Annotated in this window: 14 protein-coding genes and 1 pseudogene; 6 read left to right on the forward strand and 9 right to left on the reverse strand. The window is 51.9% G+C overall.

The window, feature by feature from the left end; translation table 11 throughout:
• Positions 1-40: 40 nt before the first annotated feature.
• A complete protein-coding gene (gene purB / locus FD30_RS09400; protein ID WP_147000036.1) occupies positions 41-1,348 on the reverse strand; it encodes an adenylosuccinate lyase in 1,308 nt (435 codons plus the stop codon).
• A gap of 272 nt (positions 1,349-1,620) precedes the next feature.
• On the opposite strand from purB, the gene FD30_RS09405 reads away from it, so the two are divergent.
• The gene (locus FD30_RS09405; protein WP_056944814.1) at positions 1,621-2,916 is read left to right on the forward strand and encodes an adenylosuccinate synthase; all 1,296 of its coding nucleotides are present in this window, start codon (positions 1,621-1,623) and stop codon (positions 2,914-2,916) included.
• Between the two features lie 18 nt (positions 2,917-2,934).
• Positions 2,935-3,921, forward strand: coding sequence for a GMP reductase (locus FD30_RS09410; RefSeq protein WP_056944815.1), 987 nt, complete (start codon positions 2,935-2,937; stop codon positions 3,919-3,921).
• 117 nt (positions 3,922-4,038) lie between these two features.
• On the opposite strand, the pseudogene FD30_RS11580 reads toward FD30_RS09410, so the two are convergent.
• The 5 genes and pseudogenes from FD30_RS11580 to FD30_RS09430 form a co-directional block, all read right to left on the reverse strand.
• Positions 4,039-4,122 (reverse strand): annotated as a pseudogene (locus FD30_RS11580) (cation transporter); the annotation flags it as partial.
• A 264-nt stretch (positions 4,123-4,386) separates the two neighbouring features.
• On the reverse strand, positions 4,387-4,818 hold the full coding sequence (locus tag FD30_RS09415; protein ID WP_056944816.1) for a universal stress protein: 432 nt from the start codon (positions 4,816-4,818) through the stop codon (positions 4,387-4,389).
• 29 nt (positions 4,819-4,847) lie between these two features.
• Positions 4,848-6,464 (reverse strand): Nramp family divalent metal transporter, encoded by a 1,617-nt coding sequence (locus FD30_RS09420; RefSeq protein ID WP_056944817.1) that lies wholly within the window; start codon positions 6,462-6,464, stop codon positions 4,848-4,850.
• 404 nt (positions 6,465-6,868) lie between these two features.
• Positions 6,869-7,300: a universal stress protein gene (locus FD30_RS09425; RefSeq protein WP_024747176.1), complete on the reverse strand. Its 432-nt coding sequence runs from the start codon at positions 7,298-7,300 to the stop codon at positions 6,869-6,871.
• Positions 7,297-8,931: an Nramp family divalent metal transporter gene (locus FD30_RS09430; protein WP_056944818.1), complete on the reverse strand. Its 1,635-nt coding sequence runs from the start codon at positions 8,929-8,931 to the stop codon at positions 7,297-7,299. The genes FD30_RS09425 and FD30_RS09430 overlap by 4 nt, the downstream gene beginning before the upstream one ends.
• A 414-nt stretch (positions 8,932-9,345) precedes the next feature.
• Here FD30_RS09430 and FD30_RS09435 point away from each other — a divergent pair, with 414 nt between their 5' ends.
• Both FD30_RS09435 and FD30_RS09440 read left to right on the forward strand, forming a co-directional pair.
• Positions 9,346-9,732, forward strand: a complete 387-nt coding sequence (locus FD30_RS09435; RefSeq protein ID WP_235803265.1) for a hypothetical protein — start codon at positions 9,346-9,348, stop codon at positions 9,730-9,732.
• Positions 9,733-9,897: 165 nt separating this feature from the next.
• Entirely contained in the window at positions 9,898-10,380 is a 483-nt protein-coding gene (locus FD30_RS09440) for a GNAT family N-acetyltransferase (RefSeq protein ID WP_056944820.1), read from the forward strand.
• 867 nt (positions 10,381-11,247) lie between these two features.
• On the opposite strand, the gene nhaC is transcribed toward FD30_RS09440, so the two are convergent.
• Both nhaC and FD30_RS09450 read right to left on the reverse strand, forming a co-directional pair.
• Positions 11,248-12,705 carry a Na+/H+ antiporter NhaC gene (gene nhaC, locus FD30_RS09445; RefSeq protein ID WP_056944821.1) on the reverse strand — a complete coding sequence of 486 codons (1,458 nt, stop codon included), beginning with the start codon at positions 12,703-12,705 and terminating at the stop codon, positions 11,248-11,250.
• Between the two features lie 347 nt (positions 12,706-13,052).
• Positions 13,053-13,589, reverse strand: a complete 537-nt coding sequence (locus tag FD30_RS09450) for a GNAT family N-acetyltransferase (protein WP_056944822.1) — start codon at positions 13,587-13,589, stop codon at positions 13,053-13,055.
• A gap of 240 nt (positions 13,590-13,829) precedes the next feature.
• Here FD30_RS09450 and FD30_RS09455 point away from each other — a divergent pair, with 240 nt between their 5' ends.
• Positions 13,830-14,228, forward strand: a complete 399-nt coding sequence (locus FD30_RS09455; protein WP_235803266.1) for a hypothetical protein — start codon at positions 13,830-13,832, stop codon at positions 14,226-14,228.
• Positions 14,229-14,285: 57 nt separating this feature from the next.
• Here the strand turns inward: FD30_RS09455 and FD30_RS09460 are convergent, their stop codons facing one another.
• Positions 14,286-15,149, reverse strand: coding sequence for an aldo/keto reductase (locus tag FD30_RS09460; protein WP_024747169.1), 864 nt, complete (start codon positions 15,147-15,149; stop codon positions 14,286-14,288).
• 206 nt (positions 15,150-15,355) lie between these two features.
• Between FD30_RS09460 and FD30_RS09465 the strand changes: the two genes are divergently transcribed.
• Positions 15,356-15,982 carry a hypothetical protein gene (locus FD30_RS09465; protein ID WP_056944823.1) on the forward strand — a complete coding sequence of 209 codons (627 nt, stop codon included), beginning with the start codon at positions 15,356-15,358 and terminating at the stop codon, positions 15,980-15,982.
• Positions 15,983-16,446: the final 464 nt, after the last annotated feature.

Genomic DNA, 16,446 nt, shown 5'->3' on the forward strand with positions numbered 1-16,446 from the left:
GCTCGTCCAGTGGCGGATTTTTCAACTCATCTATCTTAAATTATTTTGCGGCTGGTAACAAGCCCAAACGCCGAAAAATATTATCGACTCGGCGTAAATGGTAATGGTAGTCAAACGCATCGGCGATTTCTGCCGGACTCAACCGCTGGGTAATTCCCGCGCTGGCCTCCACCAGCGGCCGGAATTGTACCTGTTGGTCCCAGGCCTGGGCCGTCAACGGCTGGACCAGGTCGTAAGCGTCCTCGCGACTCATCCCCGCTTCAATCAGCTTCAACAAAAGTCGTTGACTGTAAATCAAGCCGTAGGTTCGTCCCATGTTGGCCTTCATGGTCTCCGGGAAGACATCCAAGTTAGTCAGAATCCGGTTGAACCGGTGCAGCATATAGTCCAGTAACGTGGTGCTCTCCGGTAAAATGATCCGTTCGGCGGACGAGTGGGAAATGTCCCGCTCGTGCCAGAGACTCACGTTCTCGTAAGCCGTGATCACGTTGCCCCGCAGGACCCGCGCCAACCCCGTCACGTTCTCCGAACCAATCGGATTCCGTTTATGCGGCATGGCCGAGGAGCCCTTCTGGCCCGGATTGAAGTGTTCTTCAACTTCGTGGATCTCCGAACGCTGCAGGCTACGAATCTCCGTGGCGAACTCTTCGATACTGGTCCCAATCAGCGCCAAAGTCGCGATGTAATCGGCGTGCAAGTCCCGCGGTAGAACCTGACTACTGATTGGCTGGGCCGTAATGCCTAAGCGCTCGCAGACGAACTCTTCGATCTCCGGTGGCACGTTGGCGAACGTCCCCACGGCCCCACTGATTTTGCCGGCTTCCACGCCCTTGGCCGCCCGGTCGAAACGGGCCAAGTTGCGTTGCATCTCCGAATACCAGCGGGCAATCTTCAGCCCAAAGGTGGTCGGTTCTGCTTGGACCCCATGCGTCCGGCCAATCATCACCGTATCCTTATAAGTTAACGCCATCTTCTTCAACGTTGCCGTCAGCGTGACGATGCCTTGGCGCAACTGGGCGTTGGCCTGCTTCAACCGGTAGCCCTGCGCGGTGTCGACCACGTCCGTACTGGTGACCCCAAAGTGAATCCACTTACGTTCCGGGCCCAACGACTCCGACACATCCCGCGTGAAGGCCACCACGTCATGGTGGGTCACGGCTTCGATCTCGGCGATCCGGTCCACGTCAAAGCGGGCGTTCTCCTTAATCTTACGCACATCTTCTTCTGGTATCTCCCCCAGCTTAGCCCAAGCTTCGTCAATGGCAATCTCGACGGCTAGCCAAGCAGCGTATTGGTTCTGCAACGACCAAATGTGGCCCATTTCCGGGCGCGTATAACGTGATAGCACTGGCAGTTCCTCCATAAGTTTGTTCAAAACACGAACATTATTTCGAATTTACGGTTTTTCAACACCAGGCATTATACCATAGATTATCGGGAGAACGCCACTCTATAGAGAATGATTAGGGGTATTAATTCGTTTTCACCGCAATTAATTAGAACTTTAGCCGCAATAAAATTTATAATTGTTCGTTTTTACCTTGCTTTTTATTTACGAACTTGATAAACTAATTCTTGCTGAGCGTTCGGCTTGGCAAAATAAAACGATGGGGTGTTGTTATGTCATCAATAGTAGTAGTTGGTAGTCAATGGGGCGATGAAGGAAAAGGAAAAATCACGGACTTTCTCAGTGAAAAAGCAGACGTTATCGCCCGCTACCAAGGCGGTGACAACGCCGGCCACACCATCGTCTTCAATGGTCAGACGTTCAAGCTGCGGTTGATTCCATCCGGGATCTTCTACGCCGACAAGACCAGTGTGATCGGTAACGGTGTGGTCCTCAACCCGAAGTCGTTAGTGCAAGAACTGCACTACCTCAACGAAAACGGTGTGAACACGAATAACCTGCGCATCTCTGACCGGGCCCACGTGATTCTGCCCTACCATATTCTCTTAGATAAGTGCCAAGAAAAAACCAAGACCAATAAAATCGGGACCACCAATAAAGGCATCGGCCCCGCTTACATGGATAAAGCCGAACGGGTCGGCATCCGGGTCGCTGACTTACTCGACCACGACACGTTCGCTGCGAAATTAAAGCAAAACCTGGAAGAAAAGAACGACCTCTTCGTGAAGCTCTACAACGAACAACCGTTAGACTTCAACGAAATCTTCGACACCTACTTCCAATACGGCCAACTCTTGAAGTCCTACGTGACCGACACTTCAGTAGTCATCAACGACGCCATCGACCAGGGCAAAAACGTCCTGTTCGAAGGGGCCCAAGGGGTGATGCTGGATATCGACCACGGGACCTACCCGTTCGTGACGTCCTCGAACCCCGTTGCCGGTGGCGTAACCATCGGTGCCGGCGTGGGCCCAACCAAGATCAACCACGTGGTCGGCGTCTGCAAGGCCTACACGTCCCGGGTCGGCGACGGTCCTTTCCCCACGGAATTACATGACGAAATCGGGGATACCATCCGGGAGACTGGCCACGAATACGGTACCGTTACCAAGCGGCCCCGGCGGATCGGCTGGTTCGACAGCGTGGTCTTACGGCACGCCAAGCGCGTTTCCGGCTTGACCAACCTGTCTCTGAACTGCCTGGACGTCTTGACTGGTCTGAAGACCGTCAAACTCTGCAAGGCCTACGAACTCAATGGTGAGACCATCTACCATTACCCCGCTAGCCTGAAGGACCTGGAGAACTGCCACCCAATCTACGAAGAACTCCCTGGCTGGGATGAAGACATCACCCACTGCCAGTCACTAGAAGACCTGCCAGCCAACGCCCGGAACTACGTGAAGCGCCTGGAAGAACTGGTCGGTGTCCCCGTTGCGACCTTATCCGTCGGTCCAGACCGGGAACAAACCAACATCTTACATCACATCTGGGACAGCCCAGCTGATTAACCTAAGGAGGACTTGCCCATGCATCCAGCCGAAGTCTTTGATTATGAAGACATTCAATTAATTCCTAACAAATGTGTCTTAGAAAGCCGTTCCGAAGCCGACACCACGATTAACTTCGGTGGTCGGACCTTCCGGATTCCCGTGGTTCCCGCGAACATGGAAACCGTAATCAACGAACCCCTGGCCGTCTGGCTCGCGCAAAACGACTACTTCTACGTGATGCACCGTTTCCAGCCAGCCGAACGGCGCGGCTTCATCGAACGGATGCACAACCAGCACCTGTTCGCGTCGATCAGTGTGGGCGTCAAGCCTGACGAACACACCTTCATCGACGAACTGGCCGCCGCGGACCTGACGCCCGAATACATCACCATCGACATCGCCCACGGCCACGCCAATTCGGTGATTCGGATGATCCAGAAGATCAAAGAGACCTTACCAGGTAGCTTCGTGATTGCCGGGAACGTCGGGACCCCCGAAGCCGTGCGGGAACTTGAAAACGCTGGTGCGGACGCCACTAAGGTCGGCATCGGCCCGGGTAAGGCCTGCATCACCAAGCTCAAAACCGGTTTCGGTACCGGTGGTTGGCAACTCGCGGCCCTGCGGCTCTGTGCCAAAGCAGCCCGGAAGCCCATCGTGGCTGACGGCGGGATTCGCTACAACGGCGATATCGCCAAGTCGATTCGCTTCGGTGCCAGCATGGTCATGATTGGCTCCAAGTTGGCCGGTCACGAACAATCACCCGGCAGTAAGCTGACCATCGACGGCCGGGTCTACAAGCAATACTGGGGCTCCGCGTCCGAGAAGCAAAAGGGCGCCTACCGCAACGTGGAAGGCAAGCAGATGCTGGTCCCTTACCGCGGCGACATTGCGGACACGCTCCAGGAGATTCACCAAGACCTCCAGTCTTCCATCTCGTACGCCGGTGGGCGCAACCTGCTGGACATCCGGACGGTCGACTACGTAATCGTGAAGAACTCTATCACCAACGGGGACCACTATTAAGCGTCCCGCCTGCAGATTCATTCTTTGCTCCTTCTGCCGAACCACTTAAACGAAAAAGCCTGTGGAAATGTCAGCGCATTTCCGCAGGCTTTTTGAGTACCGTTCAGGTTAATCCTCCTAGTGACGGCCCTTTTGGAGGGCTTCCCACCCCTCACTGGCGATGAAGTAGACCAAGACGAACGCCGCGACCAAATCGGCCCACTAAACATTCGAAGGCCATCCAAGCCACCGAAACGTACTCGATTCGCAATCCCTGTTTCACTAATAGATTCCTTGATACTGGTACCTTTGACCGCTCCCTTCGGGTTTTAAACCGCGTTCGGTAAAGCCGATACCCGTTCCAAAATTGATCATTCACACCATATCTCCCCCAGACGTTTCTCATCACTCGATTCAAAAATGGCGGCCTAAGCCATGCCCAACTGGACATGGCTTAGACCGCCACAAGCGTTTGTTATGCAATTTTTAACGAATCACCAAAACCGAAATCGGCGCATATTTGGCCATGTAAGCGGCTTGGCTCCCGAAGTGACGACTGACGCCCTTCTTGGATTCTGATCCGATGATTAACAAATCTGGTTGAACGTGCGGAATCACATCGCGAACGATGGTGTCCGCCGGTTTCCCCTCCGCGACCAACGTGTGAACCTTACTAATCCCCGCGTTCTGCGCTTTTTCCGCGTACCCTTGCAGGTGTTGGGCCAGCGTATCGCGTTTGCCGTGAACGAAGTCATCGTCCAAGGCCTGGTAAATGTTGACGTCATTTTCTTCCAAGACCGACACGATGTAGAGTTCCGCATCGTCTCGCTTGGCTTGATGCAGTGCGTAGTCAAAGGCTAGTAAAGCATCGGCGGAATCGTCGACTCCCACTAGGATTCGATCAAACTTGGTTGCCATCTAATCTCCCCTTTAAAGTGTGTTCGTCTCTAAGCTTCCTGGTTGTCGACACCATCGATTTGCGCAGCATCAACAGCCGATTCGACGCCCTCAGACTTCAGGTGCTTAGCTAATCGCTGGTTACCCAAGTGCAATTCCCAGATGGTCCAGACTAACAGGGCCATGATGGCAGCAATCAAGAGGTACGCAATGATGTTCGCCGTTTCCGTCTGTGCGGCCGTTGGGTTCGTTCCAAAGAACGCCGCAATCTGATCCGGTAAGCCCTTCATGTTCAAGAAGGTCAACCCAATGACGGAGATCCAACCTAAAATCTTGACCCATAGCGAGTTCTTGAACTCACCCATTTCCATCTTACTATCCGTCATCATCAATAATGGCAGCATGGAGAACGGCAGAGCGAACGCCAGGAAGACTTGCGAATTGTTCATCAAATCGTTCAAGGCCGTGTGCTCTTCAATCGCACTCTTACCACTGAACATGGTGACACAAATCAACACGGGAATCACAGAGATCAACCGGGTTACCAGACGCCGTAACCATAGTGGCATCCGCATGTGCACGAACCCTTCCATGATGACTTGCCCGGTCAACGTCCCCGTAATGGTGGAATTTTGACCAGAAGCTAACAGAGCCACCGCGAACAACGTGGATAAGATCCCCGTCTTGGCCACACCGGCTAAGACCCCGTTACTCATGGTTGAAGTATCGGATAATGCTTGGAACAGACCGAAGAAGGATGGGTCCTTGACGGAACCAGACTTGAAGACCGCCACTCCCATGATCAACAGCAAGGCGTTCACGAAGAAGGCCAACGTTAATTGGATGTTGGAATCCCAGCTCGCGAACCGCACCGTCCGTGCAATGTCGCTCTTATCGCTGTGGTCGATTTCCCGCGTTTGGGAAATCGCAGAGTGCAGGTACAGGTTATGCGGCATAACGGTCGCCCCGATAATCCCTAAGGCACCTTGCAACGGGCTGTTACCCCCGATGACTGGGCCATCTGAGAAGGTAGCGGCGCTAGGCACTAAGCCCTTGATGACGCCACCCCAGTCCGGGTTGGACAACGCAACTTGGTAAGCAAAGACCACCAGAATCACCATGATCAAGCAAACCACGATGGCTTCGATCTTCCGGAACCCGATCTTGGTCAATAATAGCAAAAGCAAAACATCGAAGACCGTAATGAAGACCGAGATGACCAACGGAATATCGAATAATAAGTACAAGGCAATCGCAGCCCCAATTACTTCGGCAATATCCGTGGCCATGATGGCTAATTCCGTCATGATCCATAAGACAATTCCCAGGGGTTTACTAGTCCGTGCCCGAATGGCTTGGGCTAAATCCATCTGACTCACGATACCAAGTTTGGCCGCCATGTATTGCAATAACATCGCAACTAAACTTGAAATCAAGATAACAGACATCAATAAGTATTGGAAATTCTGACCACCGGTAATCGACGTTGACCAGTTCCCGGGATCCATGTACCCCACCGCGACCAAGGCACCAGGACCAGAATACATGAATAATGCCTTCCAGAAACTGATGTTGCGCGGAACCTTTACCGTACCGTTGATCTCTTGGAGTGACCGCCCGTTGGCGTATTGGATCAACTTATGCTTTTTTACTGTGTTATCTGCCACGTAAAAAAACTCCTCTCTCCTTAGAAGTTTGTAAAGTGTTTTAGAACTAAACAACGACCTCATTGTACATTAATTCTAATCACCTGCAAAGACTTTTTTAGAGCCCCCTAAACTTTATTCGGGGGAACAAGAAGTTGAAGTTAACAATTAGTTTACTTTTTAGAAACCGGTTTCTTTGTGGCTATTACAACATTCTAAGCCCTCAATTTCTACGGCGTTATGGGCCCTAATTTTACCAATTAAAACTCTTTAAATAAAAATTTTAATCCCCCAATTATTCTCCAAGTAAGTTAGCGCTAGGTTACCCTTAGATTAGGCACCCTTAATCTATCGCGTTTTGGGTGCAACAAAAAAGGGACCTGCCACCCAATTAAGGTGCAGATTCCTTTCATCGTATTCCTTTTTTACCGAACCACTAACACCGAAATCGGGGCGTACTTGGCCATGTAGGCCGCCTGGCTCCCGAAGTGGCGACTGACGCCCTTCTTAGCCCGCGATCCCACGATCAACAGGTCCGGGTGAATCTGGGGAATCACATCCCCCACAATGGCTTCACCGGGTTCCCCCTCGACCACGATGGTGTGGACGGGGTGCACCCCCGCAGCTATCGCTTGATGGGCATACCCTTGGATGTGACGTTCCAGTTCCTCACGTTTGCCGTGAATAAAATCCTTCGTCAGCGCCTGATAGACGTTGATGGCCTGGTTCTCCAAGACCGAGACGATATCCAGTTCGGCGTGATCTTGGCTGGCCTGATGAATCGCGTACTTGAAGGCCAATAACGCATCCGGCGAATCATCAACGCCGACCAGGATGTGCTTAAATTGCGTGGTCATTTCGCCGCGCCTCCCTCTTCATGGTTTTCGACGCCTTCTACCATGGCCGCTTCAACCGCGGATGGTTGACCTTCCGCCTTTAAGTGCTTCGCCAACCGTTGATTTCCGTGGTGGAGTTCCACGATAGTCCAGACTAACAACGCAATGATAATCAAAATCAACGCATCCGCGATACCGTGCGCTAACGCGACTTCACTGGCCGACGGGTTCGCGCCGAAGAAGCCCGTGACTTGGTCGGGCAACCCTTGCATGTTCAAGAACGTCAGCCCAATCACGGAGATCCAGCCGAGAATCTTGACCCACAAGGAGTTCTTGAACTTTCCCATTTCCATCTTACTGTCCGTCATCATCAGTAACGGCAGCATGGAGAATGGTAACGCAAACGCCAGAAAGACTTGCGAATTGTTCATCAAATCGTTCAAGGCCACGTGTTCATCGATGGCACTTTCACCACTGGTCATCCCCACACAAATCAATACCGGAATCACGGAGATCACCCGAGTGACTAACCGCCGTAACCACAATGGCATCCGCATGTGCACGAAGCCTTCCATGATCACTTGCCCGGTCAACGTCCCCGTAATGGTCGAGTTCTGCCCGGAAGCTAACAGGGCGACCGCAAACAGTGTGGACAGAATCCCGGTCTTGGCCACACTGGCCAAGACCCCGTTACTCATGGTCGAGGTATCCGACAATGCCTGGAACAGACCGAAGAAGGAAGGATCCTTAACGGCACCCGACTTGAAGACCGCGACCCCCATGATCAGGAGCAACGCGTTGACAAAGAACGCCAGGGTCAGTTGGATGTTGGAGTCCCAACTGGCAAACTTAACGGTCCGGGCAATATCCTTTTCGTCGTGGTGGTCAATCTTCCGCGTTTGGGAAATCGCAGAGTGCAGGTACAGGTTATGCGGCATGACCGTGGCCCCGATGATGCCCAATGCTCCTTGTAACGGGTTATTGCCCCCGATAGTCGGCGACTGAGCGAAGGTCTTACCGGTCGGAATCAAGCCAGCAAAGACGCCGCCCCAGTTCGGGTTCGACAAGGCGACCTGGTAGGCAAAGACCACCAGGATCACCATAATCAAGCAGACCACGATGGCTTCGATCTTTCGGAACCCAATCTTGGTCAGCAACAGTAACAGCAATACGTCAAAGACAGTGATAAAAACCGCAATGACTAATGGAATGTGGAAGAGCAGGTACAGCGCAATCGCCGCCCCGATAACTTCCGCAATATCCGTGGCCATGATGGCGAATTCCGTCATCAGCCACAACACAATGCCCAGGGCTTTACTGGTCCGCGCCCGAATGGCTTGGGCCAAGTCCATTTGACTCACGATGCCAAGTTTAGCAGCCATGTACTGCAACAGCATCGCAACTAAACTTGAAATCAAGATGACAGACATTAATAGGTACTGGAAGTTTTGCCCCCCAGTGATCGACGTCGACCAATTTCCGGGATCCATGTACCCCACGGCAACCAACGCACCTGGTCCCGAGTACATAAAAAGGGCCTTCATGAAACTAATGTCATGCGGCACTTCTACGGTTCCGTTGATTTCTTCCAGCGACCGCCCGTTGGCGTACTGGATTAATTTGTGTTTCTTTTCGGTGGTTTCGTCTTGCATCACGACAAGCTCCTTTCCATTGAGGGATGGGCGAAAGATCGCATCACTCAGAAACGAGCGTTACGGTGACTCGTCACCTCACTATCAGTCCAACTGTTTGACTTACTTCTACTCCTTCCTTAATCGCCCATAGTTTACAAAGAAAGCCAGTCCGAATGGTTAAATAAGCGTTTAAAGCACGTCGTTTCCATACTTTACGAACTTAGCTCTGTGAGGACAGTGACCAGCGGCTGAGTGGCGCGTTAACCCGCATCTTAAATCCGGCTCATCGCCCTATTCTAGCTTGGTTGTACGCCCAATTTTCGCGAGATTGAAAGCTAATTTTCGTTTGGCCACCACCTTTTCTAATTACCATGGTTTAATGGTCATAGCGGGAATAAGTCCATTGGGAGCAGTCCCCAGTCTGCTTAAGCCGTGACCACGATGACCATCATTCATATCAGTGGGAGAGAGACTATGGACCCAAACCGAGAGTTATTCTTTCTTTACATTAAGCTCGTTTTCTTTAATTTTGATCAACGTTATAATGCCACCGATTTTTTGAGTGAGTTTAGCGTAACTCATGCAACCGTGACCTTCGACGTGACGAAGGTCACTGCCGCGTTTCGCGTTGCGGCTGCTTTAGGGGAAATTGCAGCGGATTTTTCTCTGGACTTAAACTTTAATCAGCCAGTCTCATCAAGGGCTGTTACCCAATCTCAAGTTTTACCGGACTCAATATCCTTTTCCGTCCAAGGTTGGAATCAACAAAAGCTCGAACGCCATCGCAATAAGCTCTTGGATTTTAAACCCTTCCTATGACCGCCCAGCCGATTTCCCGTTGTTGGTGCTGAGATGGCATGGTATTCTAGGCTACGGATTTCTGCTTAATTCATGGCTGACAAAAAATGGGATACTTTAGCCCTGCAAGCGAAGCACTCACGCGGCCTAAAATCGAATCCAAATTTCCTGAAAGTAGCTGATTTAATGCATTTACGCCAAGTTGTTCCCACTGATTTACCCGCGATTCTAGAGATTGAACATGCCGGGTTTACCGCCGCCGAAGCGGGCACCCCCGAAGCTTACGCGGCCCGGATTCAAGCCTTTCCGGATACCTTTCTCGTAGCCGAAGAGCATAACACCCTATTGGGTTTCGTTTGCGGCCCCATCGTCGCTGACGAACTAGTCGCCGATTGGATGTACGACCAAGCGCCCACCAACCTTCCGACTGGCGGTCACCAGATGATCCTGACCATCGCCGTGGCGCCCACCGCTCGAGGGCGCGGCATCGGCGGGCGGCTCCTAAGTGCCTTCGCCGAATCGGCCACCGCACACCACTGCCAGTCCATTGCGCTGACCTGCTTGGCCGACCGCATCCCCTTCTACCAAAAGAACGGCTACCAAGTCGTTGGCGTCTCGACCTCCCAGCATGCCGGCGAAGCTTGGTATGACCTGGTTAAAGAGCTTTAATACTAAAAAAGGCCGCGTTAACAGGCTCTTCCGTAATTGGAAGTAGCCGTTAACGCGACTTTACTGGTGACTGTTGCCATCGTTTTACTTGGCGATAACACACCTTATCTGGCAATTCTAAAAATATATAAAAATAGCTATAAAGCCTAGTCTATCAGCGTTTATGGTTTCTCTTACGTCCTGGATGATGATACACTGGAAAGGTAGAAAAGTTAAAGGCGGTCAGCAAATCCTAACCAATAGAGGGTGGTCATGATGAAATTTGACCTCATCTTGCAGGAAAGGAGGGGCCTTGTGTCTGGTTCAATAATCGTTGCCATATTAGCATTGTTGGTTTCCGCTGAGCTATTACAGTTAGCACTTTTAACCTTCATTGTTAATTTGGTATTCAAGATTATGGACGTTTACAATAACCAAAAAGACCGCCGTTAGATAATAACTTTAGCAGGAAGTTATCGGGCGATCTTTTAGCTTGATAGTCAATTCTGTTGACCGTCTTAAACGGTTTCTACAGTTACAGGGCCACCGCACTTAGATACGGTGGCTTTTGCACGTCCATAGTATATCATGAACTGCCATCAGCGACCACCGTCATGATTTATCAGTTTCCCATCCCATCGTTTACTGGTACACAGCTCTAAAACCCATCTAAACGCTTGGCAGTGTCTCGACCTAGTTCAAAACCTTTAATACTAAAAAAAGTCGCGTTAACGGGCTCTTCCGCAACTGGAAGTAGCCGTTAACGCGACTTTTTTGATTGATTTCAGATTTTGACGTCAAAACGTTTGGCGGTTGACGGAACTATCCTTATACAGTCCCCGACTTACCAATAATCCACTGCCCACAGTGGTCGGGGATGGGATTAGTTTACCGGCCAGAAGCTTCTGGATCCGGCATCACGGCTTCGCTGGCCGTGGTCGTCTTGACCGTCGGATTTTGCCGCTTCAGACCAATTCCCGTGAACCCACTTAAGATGGAGAAGACTGGGGACAAGAGACTGAAGAAGCAGAATGGCAGGTAAGCCAACGTGGAGACGCCCAGAGTGTTGGCCGCGAACGCGCCGGCAACCCCCCAAGGAATCAAGTAGTTGATGACGGTCCCACCATCTTCGAGGACCCGGCTCAACGCTAAGTTAGCTAAGCCCCGTTGGTTGAAGGCCTGCTTGAACGCCTTTCCCGGTAAGATGACGGATAAGTACTGTTCCCCAACGAAGACGTTGACCCCGATCCCCGCAATGATGGCGGAGGTGATCAGAGAACCCGGACGAACCAGCCGCTTCACTAACGGTGCCATGGCCGTCTGGATCAAGTCGAACTTCATCAGCAGACCTCCTAAGGAGAGCGTCAGGATGATTAAGGAAACGGTGCCCATCATGGACGCCACCCCACCCCGGGAGAGCAAGGCATCGACGCCGGCGTTACCGGTCTTGGAGACGAAGCCACTTTCAATCGTGGCCGCCAAACCAGACAAGGAAGTCTTAGGTTGTTCAATAAAAATCATCACGATGGCAACCCCGATGTTTAAGAACAGCGTGGCAATGGCGGGCACCTTCATCAACGCACAAACCAGCATGATGACCAGCGGCAAAGCAGCCCACCAGGTAATCGTGAAGTGCTGGTTCAAGACAGCTAAGGTCGTGCTAATCTTGCCCATGCCGGCGTCCGTAGCGGCCCCGGACCCGATGATCGTGTAGAGGACTAGCGATACTAAGAAGGCGGGAATCGTGGACCACATCAGGTTCTTAATGTGACTGAAGAGGTCGGATTCGGCCATGGCCGATGCCAGGTTAGTGGAGTCGGACAGCGGTGAAGTCTTGTCACCGAAGATGGACCCGGAAATGATGGCCCCGGCAACCAGTGCGGGGTTCATTCCCATGGTAGTCCCCATCCCGAACAAGGCGATCCCAATCGTTGAGATGATGGTAAAAGCACTCCCGATGGACGACCCGATGATCGCACAAACTAGGAAGACGGATGGCACGAACCATTTTGCGGAGATCATGTGGAAGCCGAAGACCATCATGGAAGGAATGATACCGGCTTGAATCCACACCCCGATCAAGGCCCCGATTAAAATAAAGATGAATAATGGCACGATCCCGGTCTTGACCCCATCCGTAATGCCGGCATGAACGGTATCCCAACTTGCGCCGCGGACCCGCGCCCACAGCATGACCAACGCGATGACCAACATCACGGGCGTCTGTGGGGACAACCCAAACTTGATGACACCGGTCCCCATGATGAGTAACATCACCAGTAAGACCGCCAACGCTTCACCCAACTTTACCGGTTGCCATTGTTTCTTCTCAGTTGCTTGCTTCATACCAATCACACTCCTTAATTTCTCTCTAATAAAAAATCGTCCCTGCCGCAAGATCTGACTTGCAACAAGGACGATTCTCGAATTAAGGACCGTGGTACCACCTAGCTTGAATAGACCGGACGCCGAAGGTCCAGTTATTCCACTCTCTAGATGTTAACGGCTCTAGTTTTTCCGCCTGGCGGACCAGGACGTTCCACTGTATTTCGTCGTAATTACCCTGATCGGTTCGCAGCACCCACCGACTTCCTGACACCCAGATAATCCGCTACTTGGTAATGGAATTTAGCGTTCATTTATTTGATTGACTTAGATACTACCACGCTCACAAATCACCGTCAACCAGTAATTTAAAATTTGTTAAAGGCTGCGGGATATTCCAGCATCCCGCCGACGTGGGCCAACGCCCCGGCACGTAAGGTCTTGATCAGGTGGTTCCCCATCGGTACGTGCAACGAATTATGGATGGCAAAATCTTCCGCCATCACGTACCCGTGACGTCCGTAATACCGTGAATCCCCCACCACGCTGATGGCCGGATAACCCGCCAACTGGGCCCGGGATTCCAGCTCCTGCATCAGCTGCGTACCGACGCCGTTCCCCTGCCAATCGGGGGCGACAGCTAACGGTGCCAAAGCCAAGATACTGGTGGTGTGGACGTTGCCGCGAACCGTGACCGGCGTCAGCAAGCCGTGACCCACGATGCTGCCATCGCCCGGCCGGACCACCATTTCAAAACTAGGCTGGTAGTCATAACTGGTCCGTAGTTGATGAATCAAATCAACCTCGGAGCCGTCACTTTCAGGGATCGGCGCAAACGCATCCGTCACCAGCTGGTCGACTTGGTCAAAATCCGTGGGTTGAATCGTTTCAAAACTTAAATTCACTATTTTTACCTCTCATTTCCTAGCGGCTAGGGTCTTGTCTAACGGGTTGGGTAATTGGCGTCTACTTTATCTCAAGAACCAGTGAGTGACCTGACAGGCCACAATCCTATTACCCAATAATACTGTGCCATTATACACGTTTAAGCTCTGAATTGACGCTTTCTGGTTTGATTTTTACGAAATCGCTTGAAATCCGTCCGCAAAACCCCGTACACTAGGAGCAACCCTTAACGAAGTGAGATGATTAAATTGACGCACAAACAACGGTGGGCCGCGGTCTCCGTGGTCCTCTACCTGGTGTTTGTTATTGCCGCCATCACCACCGGCTTCCTGGACCCCAGCAAGATTGGCCTGCAATGGACCATCTTCTGGTACTTCACCGGCGCCGGCCTGGCTTACTACTTCTACTTCAAGAACTACAGTTACCGCGAAGTGATTTACTACGCCCAAAAATTGGGCTTGCACAAAACCGACCTGTTGGAAATGGCGCCGGACCTAAAGCACAACCAAGACGTCCCGGACCCGGACCATCCGAGCTTTTTGAGTCCCTTCGCCCAGGTCCCCATCACCGTGGTGAACGCTCTAACCGACCAGCTCTTACCCCAAGCGGATGCGCAACACATTCCCCGCTATAAATAACCGCAAAAGACCACCCACTGGCTGAATGCCAATGAGTGGTCTTTGGTCACTAATCGTTTATTTACCCGTTGAATAACTCTGTGACTGCTTCAACCAAGCCGCATCGTCAGGGTCGGGACCGACCCGCTTACCAGCGTCGAGGTCGCTGATCTGATGCATCTCGTCTTCATCTAAGCCAAAGGCGAAGATGTCGCGGTTCTGAGCAATCCGTGCTTCGTGGGTCGACTTAGGAATCACGATTTCTTCCCGTTGGACGTGCCACCGCAGGATAATCTGCGCCGCACTCACGTCGTGGGCCGCCGCCAATTCGTTGATGACGGGGTCGGTCAGGGCGTTATTCCGACCGCCACCTAGCGGACTCCAGGATTCATGCAAGATTCCCTGAGTTTCTAGGTAGGCGTGCAAGTCGTTTTGCTGGAAGTACGGGTGCGTTTCGATCTGGTCGACCACTGGCTTGACCTTGGCCGTCTTCATCAGCGTCTCTAACTGTGACTTCTGGAAGTTGGAGACCCCGATGTTCTTGATCTTGCCGGCCTGATACAGGTCTTCCATGGCCCGCCAGCTCTCCGCATAACCCGGAGCTGGCCAGTGAATCAGGTACATATCCAGGTAATCGAATCCGAGCTTGTCCAGCGTGGTCTGAAAGGCTGCCTTAGTCTCATCGTAGCCCCGTACGTTGTTCCACAACTTAGACGTCACGAAGACGTCTTCGCGCTTGACGCCACTCTCCCGAATGGCCTCGCCGACCCACTGCTCGTTACCGTAATAGGACGCCGTATCAATGTGCCGGTAGCCGGCTTTCAAAGCCCACTTCACAGCATTCTTCGTATCTTCAGCGTTATCGACTTGGAAGACGCCCAAGCCTAATTGGGGAATCTGGTTACCGTTATTCATCGGTAAGCTGGGAATATCATTATGCATGACAAAAAAACCACCTTTCAAACTTGATTACAGGTCTATCATACAATATCCGGGACCGTTCCGAAAATCATTCCCCGTTTTTTCGGCAATTAGGGCGTTTAGATTTTTCACCACGGCGCTTTTGCGTTACTATGAAGGGTGTGGTAGTTTGCCGTCGATTCGGCAGGCTCGTTTTTTACACCGTTTTGAACATGGAGGTTTTTCAGTTGAACAACCAAGAACCAAAATCACGCGTACAACGGTATAACTTTAATGCCGATGACCAACGGCCACTGCGTCGTCGGCACCGTCAACGGCGGTGGTGGCCCTGGATCATGACCTTGCTCACGCTAGCCATTGCCATCCTGCTAGTCCTGGCCATCAACGGGCACAAGGCCGTCAGCACGCATTCAACCACGGCTTCCAGCTCGGACTCCGCGATGCTGGCCCACGCGTCATCAGCGTCGCAAGCATCCGCGTACAGCCAATTCCAAAAACGGCTCGATGCGTACAACGACAATGGGATTACCGTCACGCAAAAGCAAAAATTACAAAAAATGATCGATCAAGAATCCAATCAAGCTGTCCAGAACCGCGAACAGAAGTTATTGGATCAGACTAAGGTCTCCAGCACCGCCACGACCAGCAGCAGTTCGTCTGCACCAACGTCCTCGTCGGCTAAGAAGACCAGTCAAAACCCTACGACCTTCGACACCACCCACACCTTCTCGTCCGTAGGTGACGCCCAAAACTGGGCCCAGGCCTCGAAGAATCAGTGGTTGCAAGCCGGATACAACAACTACACCATCACGTCCGATGGTCAAGGTAACTACAACTTACAGTTCGTCCGGTAACCCAAACGAAGGCAACCAACGGCGGTTAATGCTCGTTGGTTGCCTTCGGTCGCACGTTTCAGCATCGTATCGTTATCGTCAAGAATAAAAGGAGCCTGGGCGCTTTGTCCCAGGCTCCTTTCTTACATTTAGTCAAGGGACAGATGGTAGCAATCATCCGCCTTACCGGTTGGCCCTGAAGAGGCTGGAACGTGGTGGGCACGACTTGGAGCCCTGAAAGCCCCAGGTCTTCAAGCTCGGCCTTTGGGTAAGCCAGCCCAAAACGCTGACTAACGCAAACGACCACCGTGACCTTATCCTGTTTAGGATGAGGTTTTTTTAAGTGATCATAGTCGTCAATAATATGCTTGAGTACCGTGCCCTAATGGTGAACATTATGGTTATACCATTGTAAGCCGAGAGGACGGTCAGACAAGGCTCAGCCGTGAAATTTTCCTTGGTGAGTGTTTTTCAGCTCGCCTAGG

Source organism: Levilactobacillus namurensis DSM 19117 (assembly GCF_001434785.1).
Classification (GTDB): domain Bacteria; phylum Bacillota; class Bacilli; order Lactobacillales; family Lactobacillaceae; genus Levilactobacillus; species Levilactobacillus namurensis.